We start from the raw sequence: 19,657 nt of genomic DNA on the forward strand, positions 1-19,657 counted from the left end.
TGCGGATGAATCCAAGAAAGCACGCAGTCAAGAATCGGCGCAAGAAAGTGATTCCCTTCTCCCTGGATGCCACGTTCTTCTTCGAGCGGGCGGTTCAATCGCTGGATCGGTTTCATTACGACAAGGCACTGAAGTACTTTCGGCGCGCCGTCGAATATGAGCCGAACAACCCGGTGAACCATTGCAACATGGCGGGCATTCTCTCGGAGATGGGGCGCTACGAGGAATCGAACGACATTCTGCGTACCGTCCTGGAGCGGGTCGACCCTTCGATGACGGAATGCTATTACTACTTGGCGAACAACTTCGCCAACATGGAGAAGTACGAGGAAGCGGAGAAGGCTCTCGTCCAGTACCTCGAGACGGACGCGGAGGGCCAGTTCCTCGATGAGGCGGATGAGCTGCTCGAGCTGCTTCGCTATGAGCTGAACCGGCCGACCAAGCTGTCGACGATCAAGTCCAAGGAGAACGTCTACGCGCACGATAAGGCCCGGGAGCTGCTGGAGGCGGGGCATTTCGCGGAAGCGGTTCGGATATTGGAAGAAATTATCGAGCGGCAGCCGGATTTTCTCGCGGCGCGCAACAATCTCGGATTGGCATACTACTATATGGGGTTGTTCGATAAATCCATTCAGACGATCCAAGAGGTTCTGGATGCCGAGCCGGGCAACCTGCACGCGCTGTGCAACCTCGCGATCTTCTACCAGCATTCGAACAAGCAGGAGGAGCTGCGCGAGCTTCTCGGGCTTCTGATGAAGACGGTGCCCTTCCATCCGGAGCACGTGTTCAAGCTGTCGACGACTCTCGGCATCGTGGGCAAGCACGCCGAAGCTTACCGGCACTTCCGTCGCCTGCTTCGTACGGGCGAGCTGTCCGGCGAGCCGAGCCTGCACCATTTCGCCGCCGTGGCCGCGGCCAACATCGGACGGTTCGACGACGCGGAGCGCCACTGGCAGGAGGCGCAGCGGCTGGACCGCGATTCCGATGTGCCCGCCTTCTATCTGATGAAGCTCGCTAAGATGAGAACGATGGAGGAATCGCCGCCTCTGCATTATCACTATCACCTTCCGTTCGACGAGCAGTTCCGGAAGTGGGCGGATTCTCCGGAGATGGTGCCCGGGGCGCTGAAGCAGGATCCGTTGATCCGCTCCTCCTTCTTCTGGGCGCTGCGCCACGGCGATCGCCGAACGAAGGCGCAAGTCATTCAGGCGCTGGGGCTCGTGGCGGACGACGAGGTCGTCGAAGCGCTAAAGGCGTTCCTGATCGATCCGAAGGAAGACGACGAGCTGAAGCGCGTCGCCGTTCTCGTGCTCCGTTCGATCGGGCTGAACGAATCGCTGTACGTGATGTTCGGCGGCCGGATGGTGACTTTGGAGGCGAAGCGCAAGGCGCCGAGACTGCCCGTCTGGGACAGCTCCTGGCAGGCGGTGCTGGAGAAGGCGATGGAGCAGATGGCGGGGCGCTACGACGTCGTTCAGCAGCACGACATGATGACGCTGTGGGTCGACTACCTCTCGCGGGTCTATCCGGACGTTCCGAAGCTGAGCAAGTCGTCCGGCTGGGCGGCGGCGCTCGAATATTGGACGGCCAAGATGCATCGGCAAGCGATTACCTACACGGATTTGGTCGCCCGTTATGAAGCGTCGCAGGCGAGCATCAGCCGGTACGTGAACCGAATCGACGAGGCTTGCGGCATCCGGGAGAAGATGAAGCAGGTACTGACGATTCCTCAGCTTCCGCAGCTTCGGTAGCCGGCGCGCCGCATGGCGAAGCGCGGTTGCCCCGGCGGCAAGCGCGTAGGCACGAACGAGCAGGCTTGGATGGATGAGCTTATAGATGGATGGGCTTATATACGGATGAGCTTAGACGGATGGGCTTCACACGGATGAGCTTGACGGATAAGCCTGGACGGGCAAGCCGGAACCGGAGAATCTACGCGGGGGTGCCCATTAGGTTAGGCTCGTCCGGCGGGGCTTGTGGAACCCTTCATATACTGTTACAATTATGATTACAGTTAATCGAATAGAGCTTGGCTCATCAGGCTATATCCGCAGAAGGAGAGAGACCTATGTACAAAAGCATCGTAATCGGTACGGGACCTGCCGGACTCACGGCAGCTATTTATTTGGCGCGGGCCAATCTGAACCCGCTCGTCATCGAAGGTCCGGAACCGGGCGGCCAATTGACGACGACGACGGAGGTCGAGAATTTCCCGGGATTCCCGGATGGCATCATGGGCCCGGATTTGATGGCCAACATGCGCAAGCAGGCGGAGCGCTTCGGCGCCCAATTCCGCACGGGCTGGATCAATTCGGTCGACCTGTCGAAGAGACCGTTCACCTTGAACCTGGAAGGCGGAGAAGTTCTGACGGCGGAGACGCTGATCGTTTCGACCGGCGCATCGGCCAAGTACCTCGGCATTCCTGGCGAGAAGGACAACGTCGGACGCGGCGTCAGCACGTGCGCGACCTGCGACGGCTTCTTCTTCCGCAACAAGAAGATCGTCGTTGTCGGCGGAGGAGACTCCGCGATGGAGGAAGCGAACTTCCTGACTCGCTTCGCCTCCGACCTGACGCTGGTTCATCGCCGCGACGAGCTTCGCGCGTCGAAGATCATGCAGGACCGCGTGAAGGAGAACCCGAAGGTAAGCTTAGGCCTGAACCGCACTCCGCTCGAAGTCGTCGCGGGCGAACAAGGCGTTACCGGACTCAAGGTGCGCAACAACTCGACCGGCGAGGAAGAGATCATCGAGGCGCACGGAGTGTTCGTGGCCATCGGGCATACGCCGAACACGAAGTTCCTCGGCGGCCAAGTCGAGACGGATGAGCAGGGCTACATCGTGACGAAGCCGGGATCCTCCGAGACGAGCGTCGAAGGGGTATTCGCGTGCGGCGACGTCCAGGATACGAAGTATCGCCAAGCCATCACGGCCGCGGGCAGCGGCTGCATGGCGGCTCTCGATTGCGAGAAGTTCCTGGAGGGCTCTGCCGTTCACGATTGGAGCCAGACGCTGGGCTGATCCTTCATCCGGCCGGCGACCCGATAGCATTACCGATATCATTATCTATTCGAGGTGTCTACCATTATGTCTCAAGCTTTGTATGTTGGCGTCGATCTCGGCGGTACCGCCATCAAGATCGGATTGTGCAATGCCGAAGGGGAACTGATTCGCACGTTTGAAGGTCCGACTCATACGGACCAAGGGGCGGACGCCGTTCTGAGCAATATCGCGGCTTACGTGAAGGAACTCGTTCCTCCGGGTTCGGACGAATGGGAAGCCGTCCAGGGCGTCGGCATCGGAATCCCGGGCTTCCTGGACATTCCGAACGGGATCATCGACTTCTCGCCGAACCTCCCCTTCCGGAACGTGCCGGTCAAGCAGATCATGGAGGAGAAGCTCGGCAAGCCGATCCGGATCAGCAACGATGCCAACGTGGCAGCGCTTGGAGAAGTGTGGGGAGGAGCCGGCCGGGGCGTCGAGCACTGCGTCTGCTATACGCTCGGAACGGGCGTAGGCGGCGGCATTATCGTAAACGGCCGATTGCTGGAAGGCTTCAGCGGCATGGCGGGCGAGCTCGGCCACATGTCGGTCGTGCCGGATCTCGAAGCGATTCAATGCGGCTGCGGCCGCATGGGATGCCTGGAGACGGTCTCCTCCGCGACGGGCATCATTCGGATGGCTAAGGATGCGGTGGATCGCGGAGATCGCACTTCGCTCTCGCTTGTGACGGACATTGCCGCCAAGGAAGTGTTCGACGCCGCCAAGGCGGGAGACGAAGTCGCGCAACGCATCATAAGCCGCGCGGCCTTCTACCTCGGCAAGTCGATGGCGGCGGTCGCTGTCGTGACGAACCCTCAGCGGTTCATCATCGGCGGCGGGGTCAGCAAGGCCGGAGAATTCTTGTTCGAGCAGATTCGTTCCGTGTTCGTCAAGCTGGCGCCGGAGTCGGCCTCGGCGGGCGTGGACATCGTCGCCGCGGAGCTAGGCAATAACGCGGGCGTCGTGGGCGCGGCGGGATTATTCCTTCGAGCATAATGGAGAGCGCCTGCTCGTCGGCCTTTCGACGGACAGGCGCTTTTGACTGGCCTCTGCCGCCGAACCGGGAAGCCTGTTCCGAGTTGCAAGCAGGTTGCTGAACAACCGACCGATGGCATTTTCTTAGAGATATAACAAACTGCAACAAATGGAGGAGACCGAAATGGATTCGATCGCATCCAAGCCGACGCTGGTCATTATTACGGGGATGTCCGGCGCGGGCAAGACGATAGCGGTGCAGAGCATGGAAGACCTGGGGTACTTCTGCGTCGACAATCTCCCTCCCGTTCTTATCCCGAAGTTCGCCGAGCTGATCGACCAGTCGCAGGGGAGGATCGGCAAGGTGGCGCTCGTGATCGACCTGCGCGGCCGGGAGTTCTTCACGGCTCTCTCGGAATCGCTCAACTACATTCGCGAGCACTTCACGATTCATAACGAGATTCTGTTCCTGGACGCGACGGATTCGGTGCTGGTCCAGCGCTACAAGGAGAGCCGCCGCCGCCATCCGCTAGCGCCGGAAGGAATGCCCCTCGACGGAATTCAGAGCGAGCGCAAGCTGCTGGAGGACCTGAAGGGCTGGGCGACCCAGGTGATCGATACGAGCAACCTGAAGCCCGCCCAGCTTAAGGAGAGAATCGTCTCGAGATTCTCCAACCTCGACCGGAGCTCGATCTCGATCAACGTCACTTCGTTCGGATTCAAGTACGGCATTCCGATCGATGCGGATCTGATTTTCGACGTCCGCTTCCTGCCGAACCCTCATTACGTGGAGAACCTGCGTCCGCTGACGGGGCAAAACCCGGAAGTGTACGATTACGTCATGAAGTGGCCGGAGACGCAGACGTTCCTCTCCAAGCTGCTGGATATGCTGCAGTACCTGATTCCTCTCTACCACAAGGAAGGCAAGAGCCAGGTGGTCATCGGAATCGGCTGCACGGGAGGCAAGCATCGCTCCGTTGCCCTGGCGGAGTATCTCGGAAGAATGCTCGGCTCGAGCGAGACGGAGAAGGTGCGCGTGAGTCATCGGGATGCGGATCGCGATCTTCATGGGTGAGGTGAGGCGATGACTCCGAAGCCATCCGCGAATCCTCAGAAGGAGCTGCCCCGGATCGTCGTTATCGGCGGAGGAACGGGACTGTCGGTCATGCTGCGGGGGCTTAAGCAGAAGCCCCTGGACATTACGGCTATCGTGACCGTAGCCGACGACGGCGGCAGCTCCGGCATCTTGAGGGAAGAGATGCAGATGCCTCCTCCCGGGGACATCCGCAACGTGCTCGCGGCGCTCGCGGACGCGGAGCCGCTGCTTGCGGATATGCTCTCTTACCGGTTCAACAACGGCAAGGGGCTTGCCGGCCACAGCTTGGGCAACCTGATCCTGGCCGCGATGACCGACATCTCCGGAGACTTCGTCGCCGGTATCCGCGAATTAAGCCGAGTTCTGGCCGTTCGGGGGAGGGTGCTCCCCGCGGCGAATCAAGCGATCGTGCTGAGAGCCGAGATGGCGGACGGCAGAATCGTCGTCGGGGAGTCTTCGATTCCCAAGGCGGGTGTGGCCATCAAACGGGTGTTCATCGAGCCCGAGAATGTGGAGCCGCTGCCGGAAGCGATTGAAGCGATCGAGCAGGCCGACGCTATCCTTATGGGGCCTGGTTCTCTTTATACAAGCATAATTCCGAACCTGCTCGTTCCCAAACTCGCCGACGCGATCGTCAAGAGCGACGCGGTCAAGATTTTCGTATGCAACGTCATGACGCAGCCGGGAGAGACGGACAACTATTCGGTCAGCGACCATCTGGACGCGGTTCATGCCCACATCGGCCATCAGCTGTTCGATTACGTGATCGTGAACGACGGCGAGATTCCGCCCCAGGTTCACCAGATGTACGCGGAGCAGGGCTCCACGGCCGTTCATCTGGATATGGACGAAGTCATGCGCAGAGGCTATAAGGTAATCGCGGATACGCTCGTGCTGTTCCGGACCTATCTGCGACACGATGCCGCCAAGTTAAGCAATCACATTTACCAACTGGTGGCCGATTGGAAGAAGAGAAAGGGGTGAGTGCGCATGTCCTTCGCAGCCCTTACCAAAAAAGAACTAACCTTGGTCGAGGCGGATTCCTGCTGCGAGAAAGCGGAGCTGTCCGCGCTCATCCGGATGAACGGTTCGGTGCAGCTGACGAATAAAAGAATCGTTCTGGATATCTCGACCGAGAACGCGGCGATCGCCAGGCGGATGTACACTCTTCTGAAGAAGCATTATCCGGTGCCGACGGAGCTTCTGGTACGCAAAAAAATGCGGCTCAAAAAGAACAACGTGTATATCGTGCGGGTGCCGGCCGGCGTGGAGTCTCTGCTGAAGGAATTGGCGATCACGAGCGAGGGCTTCCTTTTTCAATCGTCGATCGACAAGGAGCTTGTCCGCAAGCCTTGCTGCAAGCGGGCCTATCTTCGAGGGGCATTCCTTGCGGGAGGATCCGTCAACAATCCGGAGGGCTCGTCCTATCACCTAGAGATCGCTTCGATGTACGAAGAGCACTGCCAGGCTCTCGTGGAATTGGCGAACAAGTTCCAGCTGAATGCCCGGTTCATCGAGCGGAAGAAGGGATTCATTCTCTATATCAAGGAAGGCGAGAAGATCATCGAATTCCTCAGCATCATCGGCGCTCACCAAGCGCTGTTCAAGTTCGAGGACGTCCGAATCATGAGGGACATGCGCAACTCCGTGAACCGCATCGTCAATTGCGAGACCGCCAACCTCAACAAGACGATCGGGGCCGCCGTCAGGCAGATCGACAACATCAAGCTGCTGGAGAAGGAGGTCGGACTCGAGAACTTGCCTGACAAGCTCAGGGAGGTGGCGGAGGTCCGGCTCAAGCACCCGGATTTGAATTTGAAGGAAGTCGGCGATATGCTCAAAGGGCAGGTCAGCAAGTCCGGCGTCAACCATCGCTTGCGCAAAATCGACGAGTGGGCCGAAAAAATCCGGAACGGCGGAGCATAAGCGTATGGCGTAACATCCTTTAACATTGTATAATAGACGATAGACCATACACGTGATGAACTAAGATAGGGGGTATCCGTTCCATGACGAAACAGCCGGTGGTTGTTCGGCTTAAAACGGGGCTTCACGCCAGACCGGCGGCTTTATTCGTTCAAGAAGCCAATAAATTCTCCTCCGACGTCTTCGTGGAGAAGGACGACAAGAAGGTTAACGCCAAGAGCATTATGGGGATCATGAGCCTTGCGATCAGCTCGGGCACCGAAGTCGTGATAAGCGCAGAAGGTTCGGACGCAGAGCAAGCTGTAACCGCTTTAGTCCAATTAGTCAGCAAAGAAGAGCTCGAGAACCAATAAGCAGCCAATGGCTCAAAGCTCCCGCGAGGGGGCTTTTTGCGTTTTCCATAAGGAAGATTTTGTTTCGGGCGAGAATATTATGCAACTTTCCGGGCACCCTCTGCGTCGAGAAGACAAACCGATAAAGGGGTGTTGATGGGCAATGGGCAAAAAGGGACTGCAGACGGCAGCGATTGCACTGGCGGTACTGTTGGTAGGCTGGATCGGGTTCGATGGACGCGGGGAGGTGAAGCCGGTGTCGGCGGAGACGACGAATGCGACGGCGGTTAATACGATTACGGTCGGGGCCGAAGGCTCGATCAAGGCGGAGCCGGACATCGCGTATGTGAATTTCTCGGTGGAGACGAGAGGAGCTGACGCCAAAACGGCGCAGCAAGCGAACGCGGATAAGTTCGCCGCGGTGGAGAAGGTGCTGTACTCGACTTACGGCCTGAGCAAGCAAGACGTTCAAACGGTCGGCTTCAACGTTCAGCCGGAGTACAACTACACGGAGAAGGAGGGCCAAGTGCTGAAGGGCTACGTGGCTACCCATTCCGTTAAGGTCTCCTTCCGCAAGCTCGCGGAGATCGGCAAGCTGCTGGACGATCTGTCCGCGGCCGGAGCCAACCGCATGAACGGAGTTCAGTTCAGCACGGAGAAGCAAGAGCAATACGAGCTCGAGGCTCTGAAGAAAGCGATGGCGAACGCGGATGCCAAAGCCGCCGTCCTGGCGACCTCCGCCAAGAAGCAGCTGGGCGAGGTGCTGAATATCGTCCAAGGCGAGGTCTCGCCGATTCCGGTCGTCCAAGCGGAGTCCCTGCAGATGGCCAAGGCCATGGCCAGCGATGCGGCGTCGACCTCGATCCAAGGCGGCCAAATCGAGATCACTACGAACGTAACCGTTCAATATGCGATGAAGTAACGGGATCTAAAGGGAGCGTGCGGCCGCACGCTCTTTTTTTGTTGCTAGCGTGCTAGCGTGCTTGCGTGTGACGAAGGCTAATTGCCGAATGAACTCTGCTTCTCGAACCGATTGAACATCATGTGATAAATCAGGGCTGCCAAGCAAGACAACGCCGTCAGAAGGCCGAATGTCCAGGGATATCCGATCGCATCGCTTAACGGGACGGAGAGAGGCGCGATGGTTCTGCCCAGAGTGAACCGGAGGCTGGAAGCCGCGAAGTATTGTCCTCTCTTATCGTCCGGCGCCAGCCTGGCGACGAAGGCCTGCTGCGGACCCGTGGACATGAGCTCGGCGAAGGTGAACAGCGCCATGACCGCAACGAGCCCGAATACGGAGCTTGTCTGGCCGAACAGGAAAATGCTGAGCGCGTATACGAGGGCGGTTCCGATAAACACATATCGATCCTTGTAGCGGTCCATCCACTTCGTGACGATCACGGTGAACAGGACGACGAGGAGACCGTTCTCGGAGACGAGCATCCCGAACAGCTTCTCGCCGCCGAAATGCGCTTGCCAATCGCCGATCCGAAGGGATGCGTTCTCGATCGTCTCCTTCAGGTAGATCGGGAAAAGCAAATCGAGCTGCATGAACGTTTGGGCGATGAGGACCCCGGCAAGGATAAAGAGAAGGAAGACGCGGTCGGTCACGATGATGCGGTAGTCCTTCATCTGGGCGAGGATCGCTTCGGACCAGGAGCCGGACTGTTTCTTGGCGGCCAGCTTCTCCGGAGAGAGCGTTTCCGCTAAGGCTGCGCTTAGCGTTATAGCGAGAGCAAGGCAGACGAGGCTCGCCGCGAGCAGCACCGCGGACGGATGATCCAGGAACAGAACGGAGCCGATCAGCGGACCGATGACGACGGAGAAGTTCTGAACGGCATAGAACGTCGCGAATACCCGGTTTCTATGCTTATCTTCGACGACGTCGGCGACCATCGCTTGGCTGGCGGGCCAGTACATCGAGCCGGACATGCTGGCGAAGGCGAAGCCGACGAAGCCTAGCAGCGGGAGGTCGACCCACGGGGAGAGGGCAAGAGCGAACAATCCGTAGCCGAGGCTTTGTCCGGCAGAAGCGGCGATCATCATTCGCTTGCGGCCGAAACGGTCGGCGCAATAGCCGCCGATCAGGTTGGCGAACACGGAGACGACCTGCGAGGCGACCAGCAGCATGCCGCTGGTCCCTTTGCCAAGAGCGTCGGAGAAGTAAATGGTCAGATAGGGGAAGAAGATCCAGAAGCTTATGTTGGTGGCGGACTCCCCGATGATGCGGATTCTCAGATTAAAGTCCCAATCTCGTATTCTCATGGTTGCGATGTCTCCAATGGGCAAATATCCATTCATCATATCCATAAGCTTCGCAGAATACAAGAGGAGTCCGGAGCGGCTTCCAAAGAGGCCAATAGGAGGAAATGAGGAGCGCGGGCGCGTACTCAGGATCGAACGAACGGGGGAATCTTGGAGAAAATAATAAGGTGAAGCAGATAGATCCTGCTTCACCGATAGTTGAACGAGCCTGAGCCCAGGCTGTTGAGTATATATGATCTTATGACTTGCAAGCCAAGCCGGCGCTTCGGTTTAAGCCTTCAACCGATGCTCCAACTGGCGCATCTCGATCGCATCTTCCAGGAGTTCGATGAACTCATGCGACAGATTCATTCTCTTTGCTTCACGATATACTTCCAGAAGGTGCTCATCCTTCAACGGGCGCAGAAGCGAAGCTTTGTCGCTAAGCTGCCTTGCGGCGATCATCTCTGGGAAGTCGGATCCGGAAGCTTGCTTGGAAGGTTGTGCAGGATATTGCAGCGTCTTGTTGCTAGATACCAAGCGGATCGTTTGGGATGGACGACTCATTGGGGGTTCCCCCTTCGCGGTATTTCTAGGCCACAGCTAGATATGGTTGTTTATGGAACTTCTTATGAATCTAGTTTATCATGGGATATTCGATTCGCAGAGGGGGGATTCAAAGTTTTGAATTTCTGTTGACAAAACTCGAATGGTGTGATAAAAGCACCTCCCCCGACTCAAGCAGTCGGAGAGAGGTGCTTCGCGTGAGGACTTACAGTTTCTCGATGACTTTATCGACCAGACCGTACTCGCGCGCCGCTTCCGCTTCCATGAAGTTGTCGCGGTCGGTATCCTTCTCGATCTTCTCGAGCGGCTGCCCGGTGCGTTCGGACAGGATGCGGTTCAGCTTGTCGCGCATCTTCAGGATGCGTCGGGCGCGGATCTCGATGTCGCTTGCTTGTCCTTCGGCTCCGCCGAGCGGCTGGTGAATCATCACTTCGCTGTTCGGAAGCGCGTAGCGTTTGCCTTTGGCTCCCGCCGCGAGCAGGAAAGCGCCCATGGAAGCCGCCATGCCCACGCAGATCGTGGAGACGTCGGGCTTGATGAATTGCATGGTGTCGTAGATGGCCATGCCGGCCGTAATCGAGCCGCCGGGCGAATTGATGTAGAGGCTGATATCCTTCTCGGGATCGTCAGCAGCCAGGAATAGCATCTGTGCGATAATGGAGTTGGCGACGACATCGTTCACTCCGCTTCCCAGGAAGATGATTCGATCCTTGAGAAGTCGGGAATAAATGTCATAGGCGCGTTCTCCGCGATTGCTCTGTTCGATGACCATTGGGACAAAGCTCATGCGTCAATCCCTCCTTGAAATTAGGGGTAGTGATTATGGTTTCTCCATTCTAATCCATTGCCAAACAAAAGTCAAAGAAAGTCAAAGTCGTCCCGCGAAAAAATCGGCGAGACTTGCCGGGGCGGTTGTTGGAGTTTGGCGGGAGGTTCGTAAAAGGAGTCGGGAACCGATTTGGAAGGCGGAGCGGAGGGGATCCGGTCGGCGATCCGGACGGGGGATAAGCTGGCGGGACAAGGTTGGCGGAGACGAGGGGCGCCCGATAGCCATTATATAGGAAGCCGCTTGCCGAGCGAACGGACGTCAAGACAGCAAAAAAGCAGCCGCGAATAACGGCTGCTTCGAGATTTCATTATAAAGGTGGCGCGCCCGCAGGGAATCGAACCCCGATCTCAGGCTCCGGAGGCCTGCGTCATATCCTTTGGACCACGGGCGCATGTCATAAACCAAGCAAGTAGACAGCAAAAGTTATTATAGTCGAAGACGGCGAAGAAAGCAAGAGATTTCGAAACGCCAAAAAAGTCGAATGTTTGAAAACTCTATTGCGCTAAACAAGAAGTTCCATTAAAATAAATGTGTGGGACTTAAATGGATGTAGCGGGACATTATACGTCCAGCCCTGCGGCCCGCAGTTTGCCGAGAAGCATCCGGCAATAGGGGGAAGCCAGTCGATGAGCAAGATCCTGCAAGTACAGAAGAAGCTTGTCCCGGACCTGCTTCAAGTCATGAAGAAGAGATACGACATTCTTCATCGGATTCTCATTTCGGGAACCATGGGACGCCGCTCGCTCGCCGCTAGCTTGGACCTCACCGAACGCACCCTGCGCGCCGAGCTCGATCTTCTACGGGAGCAAGGCTTGCTTGAAGCCGGAACCGCGGGCATGACCCTCAGCGAGGCGGGAAGACGCTTGCTCGAAGAGATGGAGCCTCTCGTCAAGGAGCTGTTCGGATTATCGGAGCTGGAGGAAGCCGTTCGCGCGAAATTCGGCTTGCGCCAAGTCGTCGTCGTGGCGGGAGATTCGGACTCCTCCGACGAGGTGAAGCGGGAGCTCGGAAGAGCCGGCGGACGGGTACTCGGCCAGATGCTGTCCCCGGGCGACATCGTCGCCGTCATGGGGGGCACGACGATGGCCAGCATGTCCGCTCATTTCAAGGTCTCGTCCCCGTTGCAAGACAATTGGTTCGTTCCGGCAAGAGGCGGTCTCGGCGAGAGCGTCGACTACCAGGCGAACACGATTGCCGCCCAGTTGGCGAAGAAGACGGGAGCCCGTTCCAGAATGCTTCACGTTCCGGATCACCTAAGCGAAGAAGCTTATCAGACGATCATGATGGAGCCGAACGTTCGGGAAGTCGTGGATATGATCCGAAGGGCGCATATCGTCGTTCACGGGATCGGAGATGCCACCACCATGGCGAGAAGGCGCAAGCTGGACGACCGGACGATCGAAACGCTGCTTCAGGACGGAGCTCTTGCGGAAGCCTTCGGCTATTACTTCAATAGCTCGGGCGCGGTCATGCACCGAACGGCGAATGCCGGGCTTCACCTGGAGGACATCGAAGCCGCCAGAACGGTTATCGGACTCGCGGGCGGACGAAGCAAGGGCGAGGCGATCGCCGCCGTGCTGAAATTCGGCCACGACGATATTCTCGTGACGGACGAAGCGGCAGCCGAAGAAGCTTTGAAGCACGGCTGACCGGACGCGGCGCAACATACTTAACCTGTGGTCTTGGCGCATTACCGCGCCTGATATAGATCAAAATAAAACAAAGATTTCCAAGGAGGAACCATTCATGAGTGTTAAAATCGGTATCAATGGCTTCGGACGTATTGGACGTAACGTATTCCGCGCTTCCTTGAATAACCCGAATGTAGAAGTGGTTGCTATCAACGACCTGACGGACGTAAGCACGCTTGCTCATTTGCTTAAATATGACACTACTCATGGCCGCCTGAAGGCAACCGTTGAAGTTGGCGAAGGCGCTCTGATCGTAAACGGCAAGACGATCAAGGTATTCGCAGAGCGCGATCCGGGCAACCTGCCTTGGTCTTCCGTCGGCGCCGAGATCGTTGTCGAGTCCACGGGTATCTTCACGGCTAAGGAGAAGGCCGAGCTTCACCTGAAGGGCGGCGCCAAGAAGGTTATCATCTCCGCTCCGGCTACGAACGAAGACATCACGATCGTTCTGGGCGTCAACGAAGACAAGTACGACGCTGCTTCCCACACGATCATCTCCAACGCTTCCTGCACGACGAACTGCCTCGCGCCGTTCACGAAGGTGCTTAACGACCAATTCGGCATCGTCAAGGGCATGATGACGACGATCCACTCCTATACGAACGACCAGCAAGTGCTTGACCTGCCGCACAAGGATCTGCGCCGCGCTCGCGCCGCTGCCGAGAACATCATCCCGTCCTCCACGGGCGCTGCCAAGGCAATCGGCCTGGTTCTGCCTGAGCTGAAGGGCAAGCTGAACGGCATGTCGTTCCGCGTACCTACCAAGAACGTATCCGTCACCGACCTCGTTGCCGAACTGAAGGTCAACGTAACGGTCGAAGAAGTAAACGCAGCGCTCAAGGCTGCTGCCGAAGGCCCGCTGAAGGGTATCCTGAACTACTCCGACGAGCCGCTGGTATCCAGCGACTACAACACGGATCCTGCTTCCTCCACGATCGACGCTCTGTCGACAATGGTAGTTGAAGGTAACATGGTTAAGGTCGTTTCCTGGTACGACAACGAGTGGGGCTACTCCAACCGCGTCGTAGACCTGGCTGCGTTCATCGCTAGCAAGGGCCTGTAAGATTCGATACAACCTATCTATAACAAATAAACGGCTAAAGAGGAGACCTGCGTTCTCCTCTTTAACTCCGTTTATAAAGATATGAACTTAACAGGAGGAGAGGCTTACCATGAACAAGAAGAGCATTCGCGATATCGACGTGAAGGGCAAGAAAGTGTTCGTCCGCGTGGACTTCAACGTCCCGCTGGAGAATGGAGCTATTACCGACGACACCCGGATCCGGGAGACCCTGCCTACGATCAAGTTCCTGATCGAGAAGGGCGCCAAGATCATCCTGGCGAGCCACCTGGGACGTCCGAAGGGACAATTCGTCGAGGAGATGCGCTTGACTCCGGCGGCCGCTCGCCTGTCCGAGCTGCTCGGCAAGCCGGTTGCGAAGGCTGACGAAGCGATCGGCGCCGCCGTAGAAGCGAAGGTTGCCGCCCTGAACGAAGGCGACGTCCTTCTGCTCGAGAACGTTCGCTTCTACGAAGGCGAAGAGAAGAACGATCCGGAACTCGCGAAGGCTTTCGCCGGGCTGGCCGACATCTTCGTCAACGACGCGTTCGGAGCCGCTCACCGCGCTCACGCTTCCACCGAAGGCATCGCGCACTTCCTGCCTGCCGTATCCGGTCTCCTGATGGAGAAAGAGCTCGACGTTCTTGGCAAGGCTCTGAACAATCCGGAGCGTCCGTTCACGGCAATCGTCGGCGGCTCCAAGGTTAAGGACAAGATCGACGTCATCAACAAGATGATCGAGATCGCCGACAACATCCTGATCGGCGGCGGCCTGTCCTACACGTTCCTCAAGGCTCAAGGCAACGAGATCGGCCTGTCGCTGTGCGACGACTCCAAGCTGGACCTGACGCTCGAATTCGTCGAGAAAGCGAAGAAGCTCGGCAAGAAGCTCTATCTGCCGGTCGATATCGTGGTATCGGAAGACTTTAAGGCTGCCGTCAACTCGGAAATCGTCGGCGTAGGCGGAATTCCGGCCAACAAGGAAGGCGTTGACATCGGACCGAAGACCCGCGAGATCTACGCGGAAGTCATCAAGAACTCCAAGCTCGTCGTCTGGAACGGACCGATGGGCGTATTCGAAGTCGACGACTTCGCGCACGGCACCCGCGCGGTAGCTCAAGCTTGCGCGGAAACGTCCGGCTATACCGTTATCGGCGGCGGCGACTCCGCTGCGGCGGTCGAAAAGTTCCAAATGGCCGACAAGATGGACCATATCTCCACAGGCGGCGGCGCTTCCCTGGAATTCATGGAAGGCAAGGCTCTTCCAGGCGTCGTTGCGCTGAACGATAAGTGAGGGTAAACCCATGAGCAGAACTCCGATCATTGCAGGCAACTGGAAAATGTTCAAAACGGTTCCGGAGGCAGTCGCTTTCGTGGCCGAAGTGAAGGGCAAGGCGGAGGTTGCGGGCGTCGAGAGCGTCATCTGCGCTCCTTACATCGCGCTTCCGGCGCTCGTATCCGCAGTGAAGGGCACGTCGATCAAGATCGGCGCGCAGAACCTTCACTTCGAAGACAACGGCGCTTACACCGGCGAGATCAGCGGCGTCATGCTGAAGGATCTCGGCGTCGATTACGTCATCATCGGCCACTCCGAGCGTCGCCAATACTTCAATGAGACCGACGAGACGGTCAACAAGAAGCTGCATGCCGCGTTCAAGCACGGCCTGACTCCGATCCTGTGCGTGGGCGAGAAGCTCGAAGAGCGCGAAGCCGGCAAGACGGACGAAGTGAACCGCGTTCAAACGGAAGCGGCGCTTAGCGGCCTGACGGCGGAGCAAGTCGCCGAGACCGTCATCGCCTACGAGCCGATCTGGGCGATCGGAACCGGCAAGTCTTCGACGGCCAAGGACGCGAACGATGCGATCGCTTATATCCGCAGCGTCGTCGGCGGATTATACGGCGCGGAAGTCGCGGCTAAGGTGCGCATTCAATACGGAGGCAGCGTGAAGCCGAACAACGTCGCGGAATACCTGGGCGAGTCCGACATCGACGGAGCCCTGGTAGGAGGCGCAAGTCTGGAGCCTGCTTCTTATATCGCATTGGTCGAGGGGGCGAAGTAAGATGGCCGCGCCGAAACCCGTAGCCCTTATTATTCTCGACGGCTTCGGCCTTCGCGAAGAGACGCACGGCAACGCCGTGGCTCAAGCGAAGAAGCCGGTATTCGACCGTCTCTGGGCGACTTACCCGCACACGAAGCTGACGGCGCAAGGCGAAGCCGTCGGTCTGCCCGAAGGACAAATGGGCAACTCCGAAGTCGGACACTTGAACATCGGCGCCGGCCGCGTCGTGTATCAGGATCTGACTCGCATCACGAAGTCGATCCGCGAAGGCGACTTCTTCGAGAACGAGACTCTGCTCGGGGCGGTTCGCCACGCCAAGCAGAACGGCAAGAAGCTTCATCTGTACGGACTTCTCTCCGATGGCGGCGTACATAGCCACATCGCCCACTTGTTCGCTCTTCTCGAGCTGGCCAAGAAGGAGCAGCTGTCCGAGGTGTACATCCATGCGTTCCTGGACGGACGCGACGTCGCTCCGGACAGCGCGGTCGGTTACCTGACCCAGCTTCAAGGGAAGATTGAAGAGATCGGCGTCGGCCGCATCGCGACGGTTCAAGGCCGTTACTACGCGATGGACCGCGACAAGCGCTGGGAGCGCACGGAGAAGTCCTACCGCGCCATGGTTTACGGCGAAGGTCCTGCCTACGTCGATCCGATCCAAGCGGTGAAGGAGTCGTACGAGAAGTCCGTCATGGACGAATTCGTGATGCCGACCGTTATCGTGGGAGCGGACAACAAGCCGGTCGGCCTGGTCGAGTCGGAAGACGCCGTCGTCTTCTTCAACTTCCGTCCGGACCGCGCGATCCAGCTGTCGAACGTCTTCACGAACGAAGACTTCCGAGGCTTCGATCGCGGCGACAAGTTCCCGAAGAACCTGTACTTCGTCTGCCTGACGCTGTTCGCCGAATCCGTCGGGGGCTTCGTCGCTTACAAGCCGAAGGAGCTCGACAACACGCTCGGCGAGGTTCTCGTGCAGCAAGGCAAGACCCAGCTTCGCATCGCGGAGACGGAGAAGTACCCGCACGTGACGTTCTTCTTCAGCGGCGGACGCGACGTTCAGCTTCCGGGCGAGACCCGCGTGCTCATCAATTCGCCTAAGGTCGCTACCTATGACCTGAAGCCGGAGATGAGCGCTTACGAAGTAGCGGACGCGGCGGTCAAGGAGATCGAGTCGGAGAAGCATGACGCGATCATCCTGAACTTCGCGAACCCGGACATGGTCGGCCACTCCGGCATGCTGGAGCCGACGATCAAAGCGGTCGAAGCGACCGACGAATGCCTCGGCAAGGTCGTCGACGCGATTCTCGCGAAGGGCGGCGTCGCCGTCATCATCGCGGACCACGGCAACGCCGACATGGTCATCGACGATCAAGGACGTCCGTTCACGGCTCACACGACGAACCCGGTTCCGTTCATCGTGACGAAAGCGGGCGTCGAGCTGTACGACGACGGCGTTTTGGCCGACGTATCGCCTACGCTGCTGAAGCTTCTCGAGCTGCCGCAGCCGAAGGAAATGACGGGCAAGGCACTGATTAAAGGGTAATTTTCCCGCTTGAGATAACATCGGAGGCCGACAGTTGCGCTGCCGCCTCCAGATGTCGATAATAGAGAATGAAAAAAAGAAGACGAGGAGTGTTTTCCTAATGACGATCATTGCTGACGTATATGCACGCGAAGTGCTGGACTCCCGCGGTAACCCTACCGTCGAAGTCGAAGTTACTCTTGAATCCGGCGGCTTCGGCAGCGCCATCGTTCCATCCGGCGCTTCCACCGGCGCTTACGAAGCGGTTGAGCTTCGCGACGGCGACAAGAACCGTTACCTGGGCAAGGGCGTTGAGAAGGCCGTCGAGAACGTCAACTCCATCATCGCTCCCGAGCTGATCGGCTACGACGCTCTGGACCAAGTGACGATCGACCGCAAGATGATCGAGCTGGACGGCACGCCGAACAAGGCTAAGCTGGGCGCTAACGCTATCCTCGCCGTCTCCATCGCCGTCGCTCGCGCGGCTGCAGACGCTCTGGACATCCCGCTGTCCGTCTACCTGGGCGGCTTCAACGCGAAGACGCTGCCGGTTCCGATGATGAACATCGTCAACGGCGGCGCTCATGCCGACAACAACGTTGACGTTCAAGAATTCATGGTTCTGCCTGTAGGCGCTCCTTCCTTCAAGGAAGCTCTCCGCACCGGCGCGGAAATTTTCCACTCCCTGAAGTCCGTACTGAAGGCTAAAGGCCTGAACACGGCCGTAGGCGACGAAGGCGGCTTCGCTCCGAACTTCGGCTCCAACGAAGAAGCCCTGTCCACGATCATCGAAGCTATCGAGAAGGCCGGCTACAAGCCGGGCGTCGACGTCTTCCTGGGCATGGACGTCGCTTCCACCGAGTTCTACAAGGACGGCAAGTACCACCTCGAAGGCGAAGGCAAGTCCTACACGTCCGCCGAGTTCGTGGACCTGCTCGCTAGCTGGGTAGACAAGTACCCGCTGATCACGATCGAAGACGGCTGCTCCGAAGACGACTGGGAAGGCTGGAAGCTGCTGACCGAGAAGCTGGGCGGCAAGATCCAGCTCGTCGGCGACGACCTGTTCGTGACGAACACCGAGCGCCTGTCCCAAGGCATCGAGAAGGGCATCGGCAACTCGATCCTCGTCAAGGTTAACCAAATCGGTTCCCTGACCGAGACGTTCGACGCTATCGAGATGGCTAAGCGCGCCGGCTACACGGCGGTTATCTCCCACCGTTCCGGCGAATCCGAAGACAGCACGATCGCCGACATCGCGGTTGCTACGAACGCCGGCCAGATCAAGACGGGCGCTCCTTCCCGTACGGACCGCGTAGCGAAGTACAACCAACTGCTTCGCCTAGAAGACCGTCTGGGCGCTACGGCGATCTATGCCGGCAAGAACGCCTTCTACAACCTGAAGGACTTCAAGTAAGATTAATATACGGAAAAATCCCCAAGGATTCGCCGGTGCGGCGGCCTTGGGGATTTTTTTGGATGTAAGCCGACATTATCGGCTTAGAGAGATGTGCGGCATGCAAAAGCGAGCTGTAAGCCGACATTATCGGCTTAGAGAGATGTGCGGCATGCAAAATCGAGCTGTAAGCCGACATTGTCGGCTTAGAGAGGTTCGCGGCCCTCGAAAGCGAGCTGTAAGCCGACATTACCGGCTTAGAGAGATGTGCGGCATGCAAAATCGAGCTGTAAGCCGACATTATCGGCTTAGAGAGGTTCGCGGCCCTCGAAAGCGAGCTGTAAGCCGACATTACCGGCTTAGAGAGATGTGCGGCATGCAAAACCGAGCTGTAAGCCGACATTGTCGGCTTAGAGAGGATCTCAGCCGCCGCCACCGGTCATCCCGGCAAAATCAGCCCTTTGCGGATAAGGTTCGCCGAGACCGGAGCCCTGCCGAGCTCTCGCGACCAGACGGACAGCTGGCCGATATGGTGGATCTCATGGGCGATGACGTGGCGAACGACTTCGCCCCAGGCAAGCACCTCTACGCTGCCGTCCTGACGGCTATTGTGCAGGGGTCTCGTCTCCATCGACTCGTCCCAGCTATTCACGAACTCCTCCACCTCGGGACGGAACCGGGCGTCCAGCTCCCTGACTTTTGCCAAAGTGGCGTAATTCTCGAAGGGCTCCTCGAAATCCGGCAAGCCTTGAAGAACGCGAATCCAGCTCCACTCGACGTCGGCGACGTGGAACAACGTTTGCAGAATGCCCCCCACGCCGCCGGTGCGTTCCTTAATCAGTTCCTCGAGAGGAAGCTCCTCGCACCATTGGTACCACTGCTCCCGTACGATCCAGTTATAGCGGAAAAAGGGGATCACGAATAA

At 58.1% G+C, this 19,657-nt stretch carries 18 protein-coding genes and 1 tRNA gene; 14 read left to right on the forward strand and 5 right to left on the reverse strand.

Annotation, left to right across the window (positions count from 1 at the left end):
* Window positions 1-5 precede the first annotated feature (5 nt).
* The 8 genes from H7B67_RS25840 to H7B67_RS25875 all read left to right on the forward strand — a co-directional run bounded on the left by H7B67_RS25840 (window position 6) and on the right by H7B67_RS25875 (window position 8,291).
* A complete protein-coding gene (locus H7B67_RS25840) occupies window positions 6-1,751 on the forward strand; it encodes a tetratricopeptide repeat protein (RefSeq protein WP_185122775.1) in 1,746 nt (581 codons plus the stop codon).
* Window positions 1,752-2,068: 317 nt separating this feature from the next.
* On the forward strand, window positions 2,069-3,019 hold the full coding sequence (gene trxB, locus H7B67_RS25845; RefSeq protein ID WP_185122776.1) for a thioredoxin-disulfide reductase: 951 nt from the start codon (window positions 2,069-2,071) through the stop codon (window positions 3,017-3,019).
* Between the two features lie 66 nt (window positions 3,020-3,085).
* A complete protein-coding gene (locus H7B67_RS25850; RefSeq protein ID WP_185122777.1) occupies window positions 3,086-4,036 on the forward strand; it encodes an ROK family glucokinase in 951 nt (316 codons plus the stop codon).
* A gap of 163 nt (window positions 4,037-4,199) precedes the next feature.
* Entirely contained in the window at window positions 4,200-5,090 is an 891-nt protein-coding gene (gene rapZ, locus H7B67_RS25855) for an RNase adapter RapZ (protein ID WP_185122778.1), read from the forward strand.
* A gap of 9 nt (window positions 5,091-5,099) precedes the next feature.
* The gene (locus H7B67_RS25860; protein WP_185122779.1) at window positions 5,100-6,095 is read left to right on the forward strand and encodes a gluconeogenesis factor YvcK family protein; all 996 of its coding nucleotides are present in this window, start codon (window positions 5,100-5,102) and stop codon (window positions 6,093-6,095) included.
* A 6-nt stretch (window positions 6,096-6,101) separates the two neighbouring features.
* Window positions 6,102-7,037: a DNA-binding protein WhiA gene (gene whiA / locus H7B67_RS25865; protein ID WP_185122780.1), complete on the forward strand. Its 936-nt coding sequence runs from the start codon at window positions 6,102-6,104 to the stop codon at window positions 7,035-7,037.
* 83 nt (window positions 7,038-7,120) lie between these two features.
* Window positions 7,121-7,390, forward strand: a complete 270-nt coding sequence (locus tag H7B67_RS25870; protein ID WP_136373277.1) for an HPr family phosphocarrier protein — start codon at window positions 7,121-7,123, stop codon at window positions 7,388-7,390.
* 142 nt (window positions 7,391-7,532) lie between these two features.
* Complete coding sequence (locus H7B67_RS25875) at window positions 7,533-8,291, forward strand: SIMPL domain-containing protein (RefSeq protein WP_185122781.1); 759 nt, start codon at window positions 7,533-7,535, stop codon at window positions 8,289-8,291.
* Between the two features lie 77 nt (window positions 8,292-8,368).
* Here H7B67_RS25875 and H7B67_RS25880 read toward each other — a convergent pair whose 3' ends face one another.
* The 4 genes from H7B67_RS25880 to H7B67_RS25895 form a co-directional block, all read right to left on the reverse strand.
* Window positions 8,369-9,634 carry an MDR family MFS transporter gene (locus H7B67_RS25880; RefSeq protein ID WP_185122782.1) on the reverse strand — a complete coding sequence of 422 codons (1,266 nt, stop codon included), beginning with the start codon at window positions 9,632-9,634 and terminating at the stop codon, window positions 8,369-8,371.
* A gap of 270 nt (window positions 9,635-9,904) precedes the next feature.
* The gene (gene sda / locus H7B67_RS31015; RefSeq protein ID WP_245363555.1) at window positions 9,905-10,180 is read right to left on the reverse strand and encodes a sporulation histidine kinase inhibitor Sda; all 276 of its coding nucleotides are present in this window, start codon (window positions 10,178-10,180) and stop codon (window positions 9,905-9,907) included.
* 205 nt (window positions 10,181-10,385) lie between these two features.
* A complete protein-coding gene (gene clpP, locus H7B67_RS25890) occupies window positions 10,386-10,967 on the reverse strand; it encodes an ATP-dependent Clp endopeptidase proteolytic subunit ClpP (protein ID WP_185122783.1) in 582 nt (193 codons plus the stop codon).
* A 358-nt stretch (window positions 10,968-11,325) separates the two neighbouring features.
* Window positions 11,326-11,400, reverse strand: a tRNA-Arg gene (locus H7B67_RS25895).
* A gap of 235 nt (window positions 11,401-11,635) precedes the next feature.
* Here H7B67_RS25895 and H7B67_RS25900 point away from each other — a divergent pair.
* From H7B67_RS25900 to eno, 6 genes are all read left to right on the forward strand, one after another.
* On the forward strand, window positions 11,636-12,658 hold the full coding sequence (locus tag H7B67_RS25900) for a sugar-binding transcriptional regulator (RefSeq protein ID WP_185122784.1): 1,023 nt from the start codon (window positions 11,636-11,638) through the stop codon (window positions 12,656-12,658).
* Window positions 12,659-12,755: 97 nt separating this feature from the next.
* Window positions 12,756-13,763 (forward strand): type I glyceraldehyde-3-phosphate dehydrogenase, encoded by a 1,008-nt coding sequence (gene gap, locus H7B67_RS25905; protein ID WP_185122785.1) that lies wholly within the window; start codon window positions 12,756-12,758, stop codon window positions 13,761-13,763.
* A gap of 109 nt (window positions 13,764-13,872) precedes the next feature.
* The gene (locus H7B67_RS25910) at window positions 13,873-15,054 is read left to right on the forward strand and encodes a phosphoglycerate kinase (RefSeq protein ID WP_185122786.1); all 1,182 of its coding nucleotides are present in this window, start codon (window positions 13,873-13,875) and stop codon (window positions 15,052-15,054) included.
* Between the two features lie 10 nt (window positions 15,055-15,064).
* Complete coding sequence (tpiA, locus tag H7B67_RS25915) at window positions 15,065-15,820, forward strand: triose-phosphate isomerase (protein ID WP_185122787.1); 756 nt, start codon at window positions 15,065-15,067, stop codon at window positions 15,818-15,820.
* Window position 15,821: 1 nt separating this feature from the next.
* Entirely contained in the window at window positions 15,822-17,360 is a 1,539-nt protein-coding gene (gpmI, locus tag H7B67_RS25920; protein WP_185122788.1) for a 2,3-bisphosphoglycerate-independent phosphoglycerate mutase, read from the forward strand.
* A gap of 100 nt (window positions 17,361-17,460) precedes the next feature.
* Window positions 17,461-18,753, forward strand: coding sequence for a phosphopyruvate hydratase (gene eno / locus H7B67_RS25925; protein ID WP_185122789.1), 1,293 nt, complete (start codon window positions 17,461-17,463; stop codon window positions 18,751-18,753).
* Between the two features lie 418 nt (window positions 18,754-19,171).
* Here eno and H7B67_RS25930 read toward each other — a convergent pair whose 3' ends face one another.
* On the reverse strand, window positions 19,172-19,651 hold the full coding sequence (locus H7B67_RS25930) for a DinB family protein (RefSeq protein WP_185122790.1): 480 nt from the start codon (window positions 19,649-19,651) through the stop codon (window positions 19,172-19,174).
* Window positions 19,652-19,657: the final 6 nt, after the last annotated feature.

This window comes from Cohnella thailandensis, from assembly GCF_014212135.1.
Lineage (GTDB): Bacteria > Bacillota > Bacilli > Paenibacillales > Paenibacillaceae > Cohnella > Cohnella thailandensis.

Bases quoted from the DNA above. Each gene is read 5' to 3' on its own strand.
- whiA (WP_185122780.1), top strand. From the start codon at position 6,102: ATGTCCTTCGCAGCCCTTACCAAAAAAGAACTAACCTTGGTCGAGGCG.
- tpiA (WP_185122787.1), top strand. From the start codon at position 15,065: ATGAGCAGAACTCCGATCATTGCAGGCAACTGGAAAATGTTCAAAACG.
- gpmI (WP_185122788.1), top strand. From the start codon at position 15,822: ATGGCCGCGCCGAAACCCGTAGCCCTTATTATTCTCGACGGCTTCGGC.
- H7B67_RS25910 (WP_185122786.1), top strand. From the start codon at position 13,873: ATGAACAAGAAGAGCATTCGCGATATCGACGTGAAGGGCAAGAAAGTG.
- trxB (WP_185122776.1), top strand. From the start codon at position 2,069: ATGTACAAAAGCATCGTAATCGGTACGGGACCTGCCGGACTCACGGCA.
- sda (WP_245363555.1), bottom strand. From the start codon at position 10,180: ATGAGTCGTCCATCCCAAACGATCCGCTTGGTATCTAGCAACAAGACG.
- gap (WP_185122785.1), top strand. From the start codon at position 12,756: ATGAGTGTTAAAATCGGTATCAATGGCTTCGGACGTATTGGACGTAAC.
- rapZ (WP_185122778.1), top strand. From the start codon at position 4,200: ATGGATTCGATCGCATCCAAGCCGACGCTGGTCATTATTACGGGGATG.
- H7B67_RS25840 (WP_185122775.1), top strand. From the start codon at position 6: ATGAATCCAAGAAAGCACGCAGTCAAGAATCGGCGCAAGAAAGTGATT.
- eno (WP_185122789.1), top strand. From the start codon at position 17,461: ATGACGATCATTGCTGACGTATATGCACGCGAAGTGCTGGACTCCCGC.
- H7B67_RS25875 (WP_185122781.1), top strand. From the start codon at position 7,533: ATGGGCAAAAAGGGACTGCAGACGGCAGCGATTGCACTGGCGGTACTG.
- H7B67_RS25870 (WP_136373277.1), top strand. From the start codon at position 7,121: ATGACGAAACAGCCGGTGGTTGTTCGGCTTAAAACGGGGCTTCACGCC.
- H7B67_RS25860 (WP_185122779.1), top strand. From the start codon at position 5,100: ATGACTCCGAAGCCATCCGCGAATCCTCAGAAGGAGCTGCCCCGGATC.
- clpP (WP_185122783.1), bottom strand. From the start codon at position 10,967: ATGAGCTTTGTCCCAATGGTCATCGAACAGAGCAATCGCGGAGAACGC.
- H7B67_RS25880 (WP_185122782.1), bottom strand. From the start codon at position 9,634: ATGAGAATACGAGATTGGGACTTTAATCTGAGAATCCGCATCATCGGG.
- H7B67_RS25900 (WP_185122784.1), top strand. From the start codon at position 11,636: ATGAGCAAGATCCTGCAAGTACAGAAGAAGCTTGTCCCGGACCTGCTT.
- H7B67_RS25850 (WP_185122777.1), top strand. From the start codon at position 3,086: ATGTCTCAAGCTTTGTATGTTGGCGTCGATCTCGGCGGTACCGCCATC.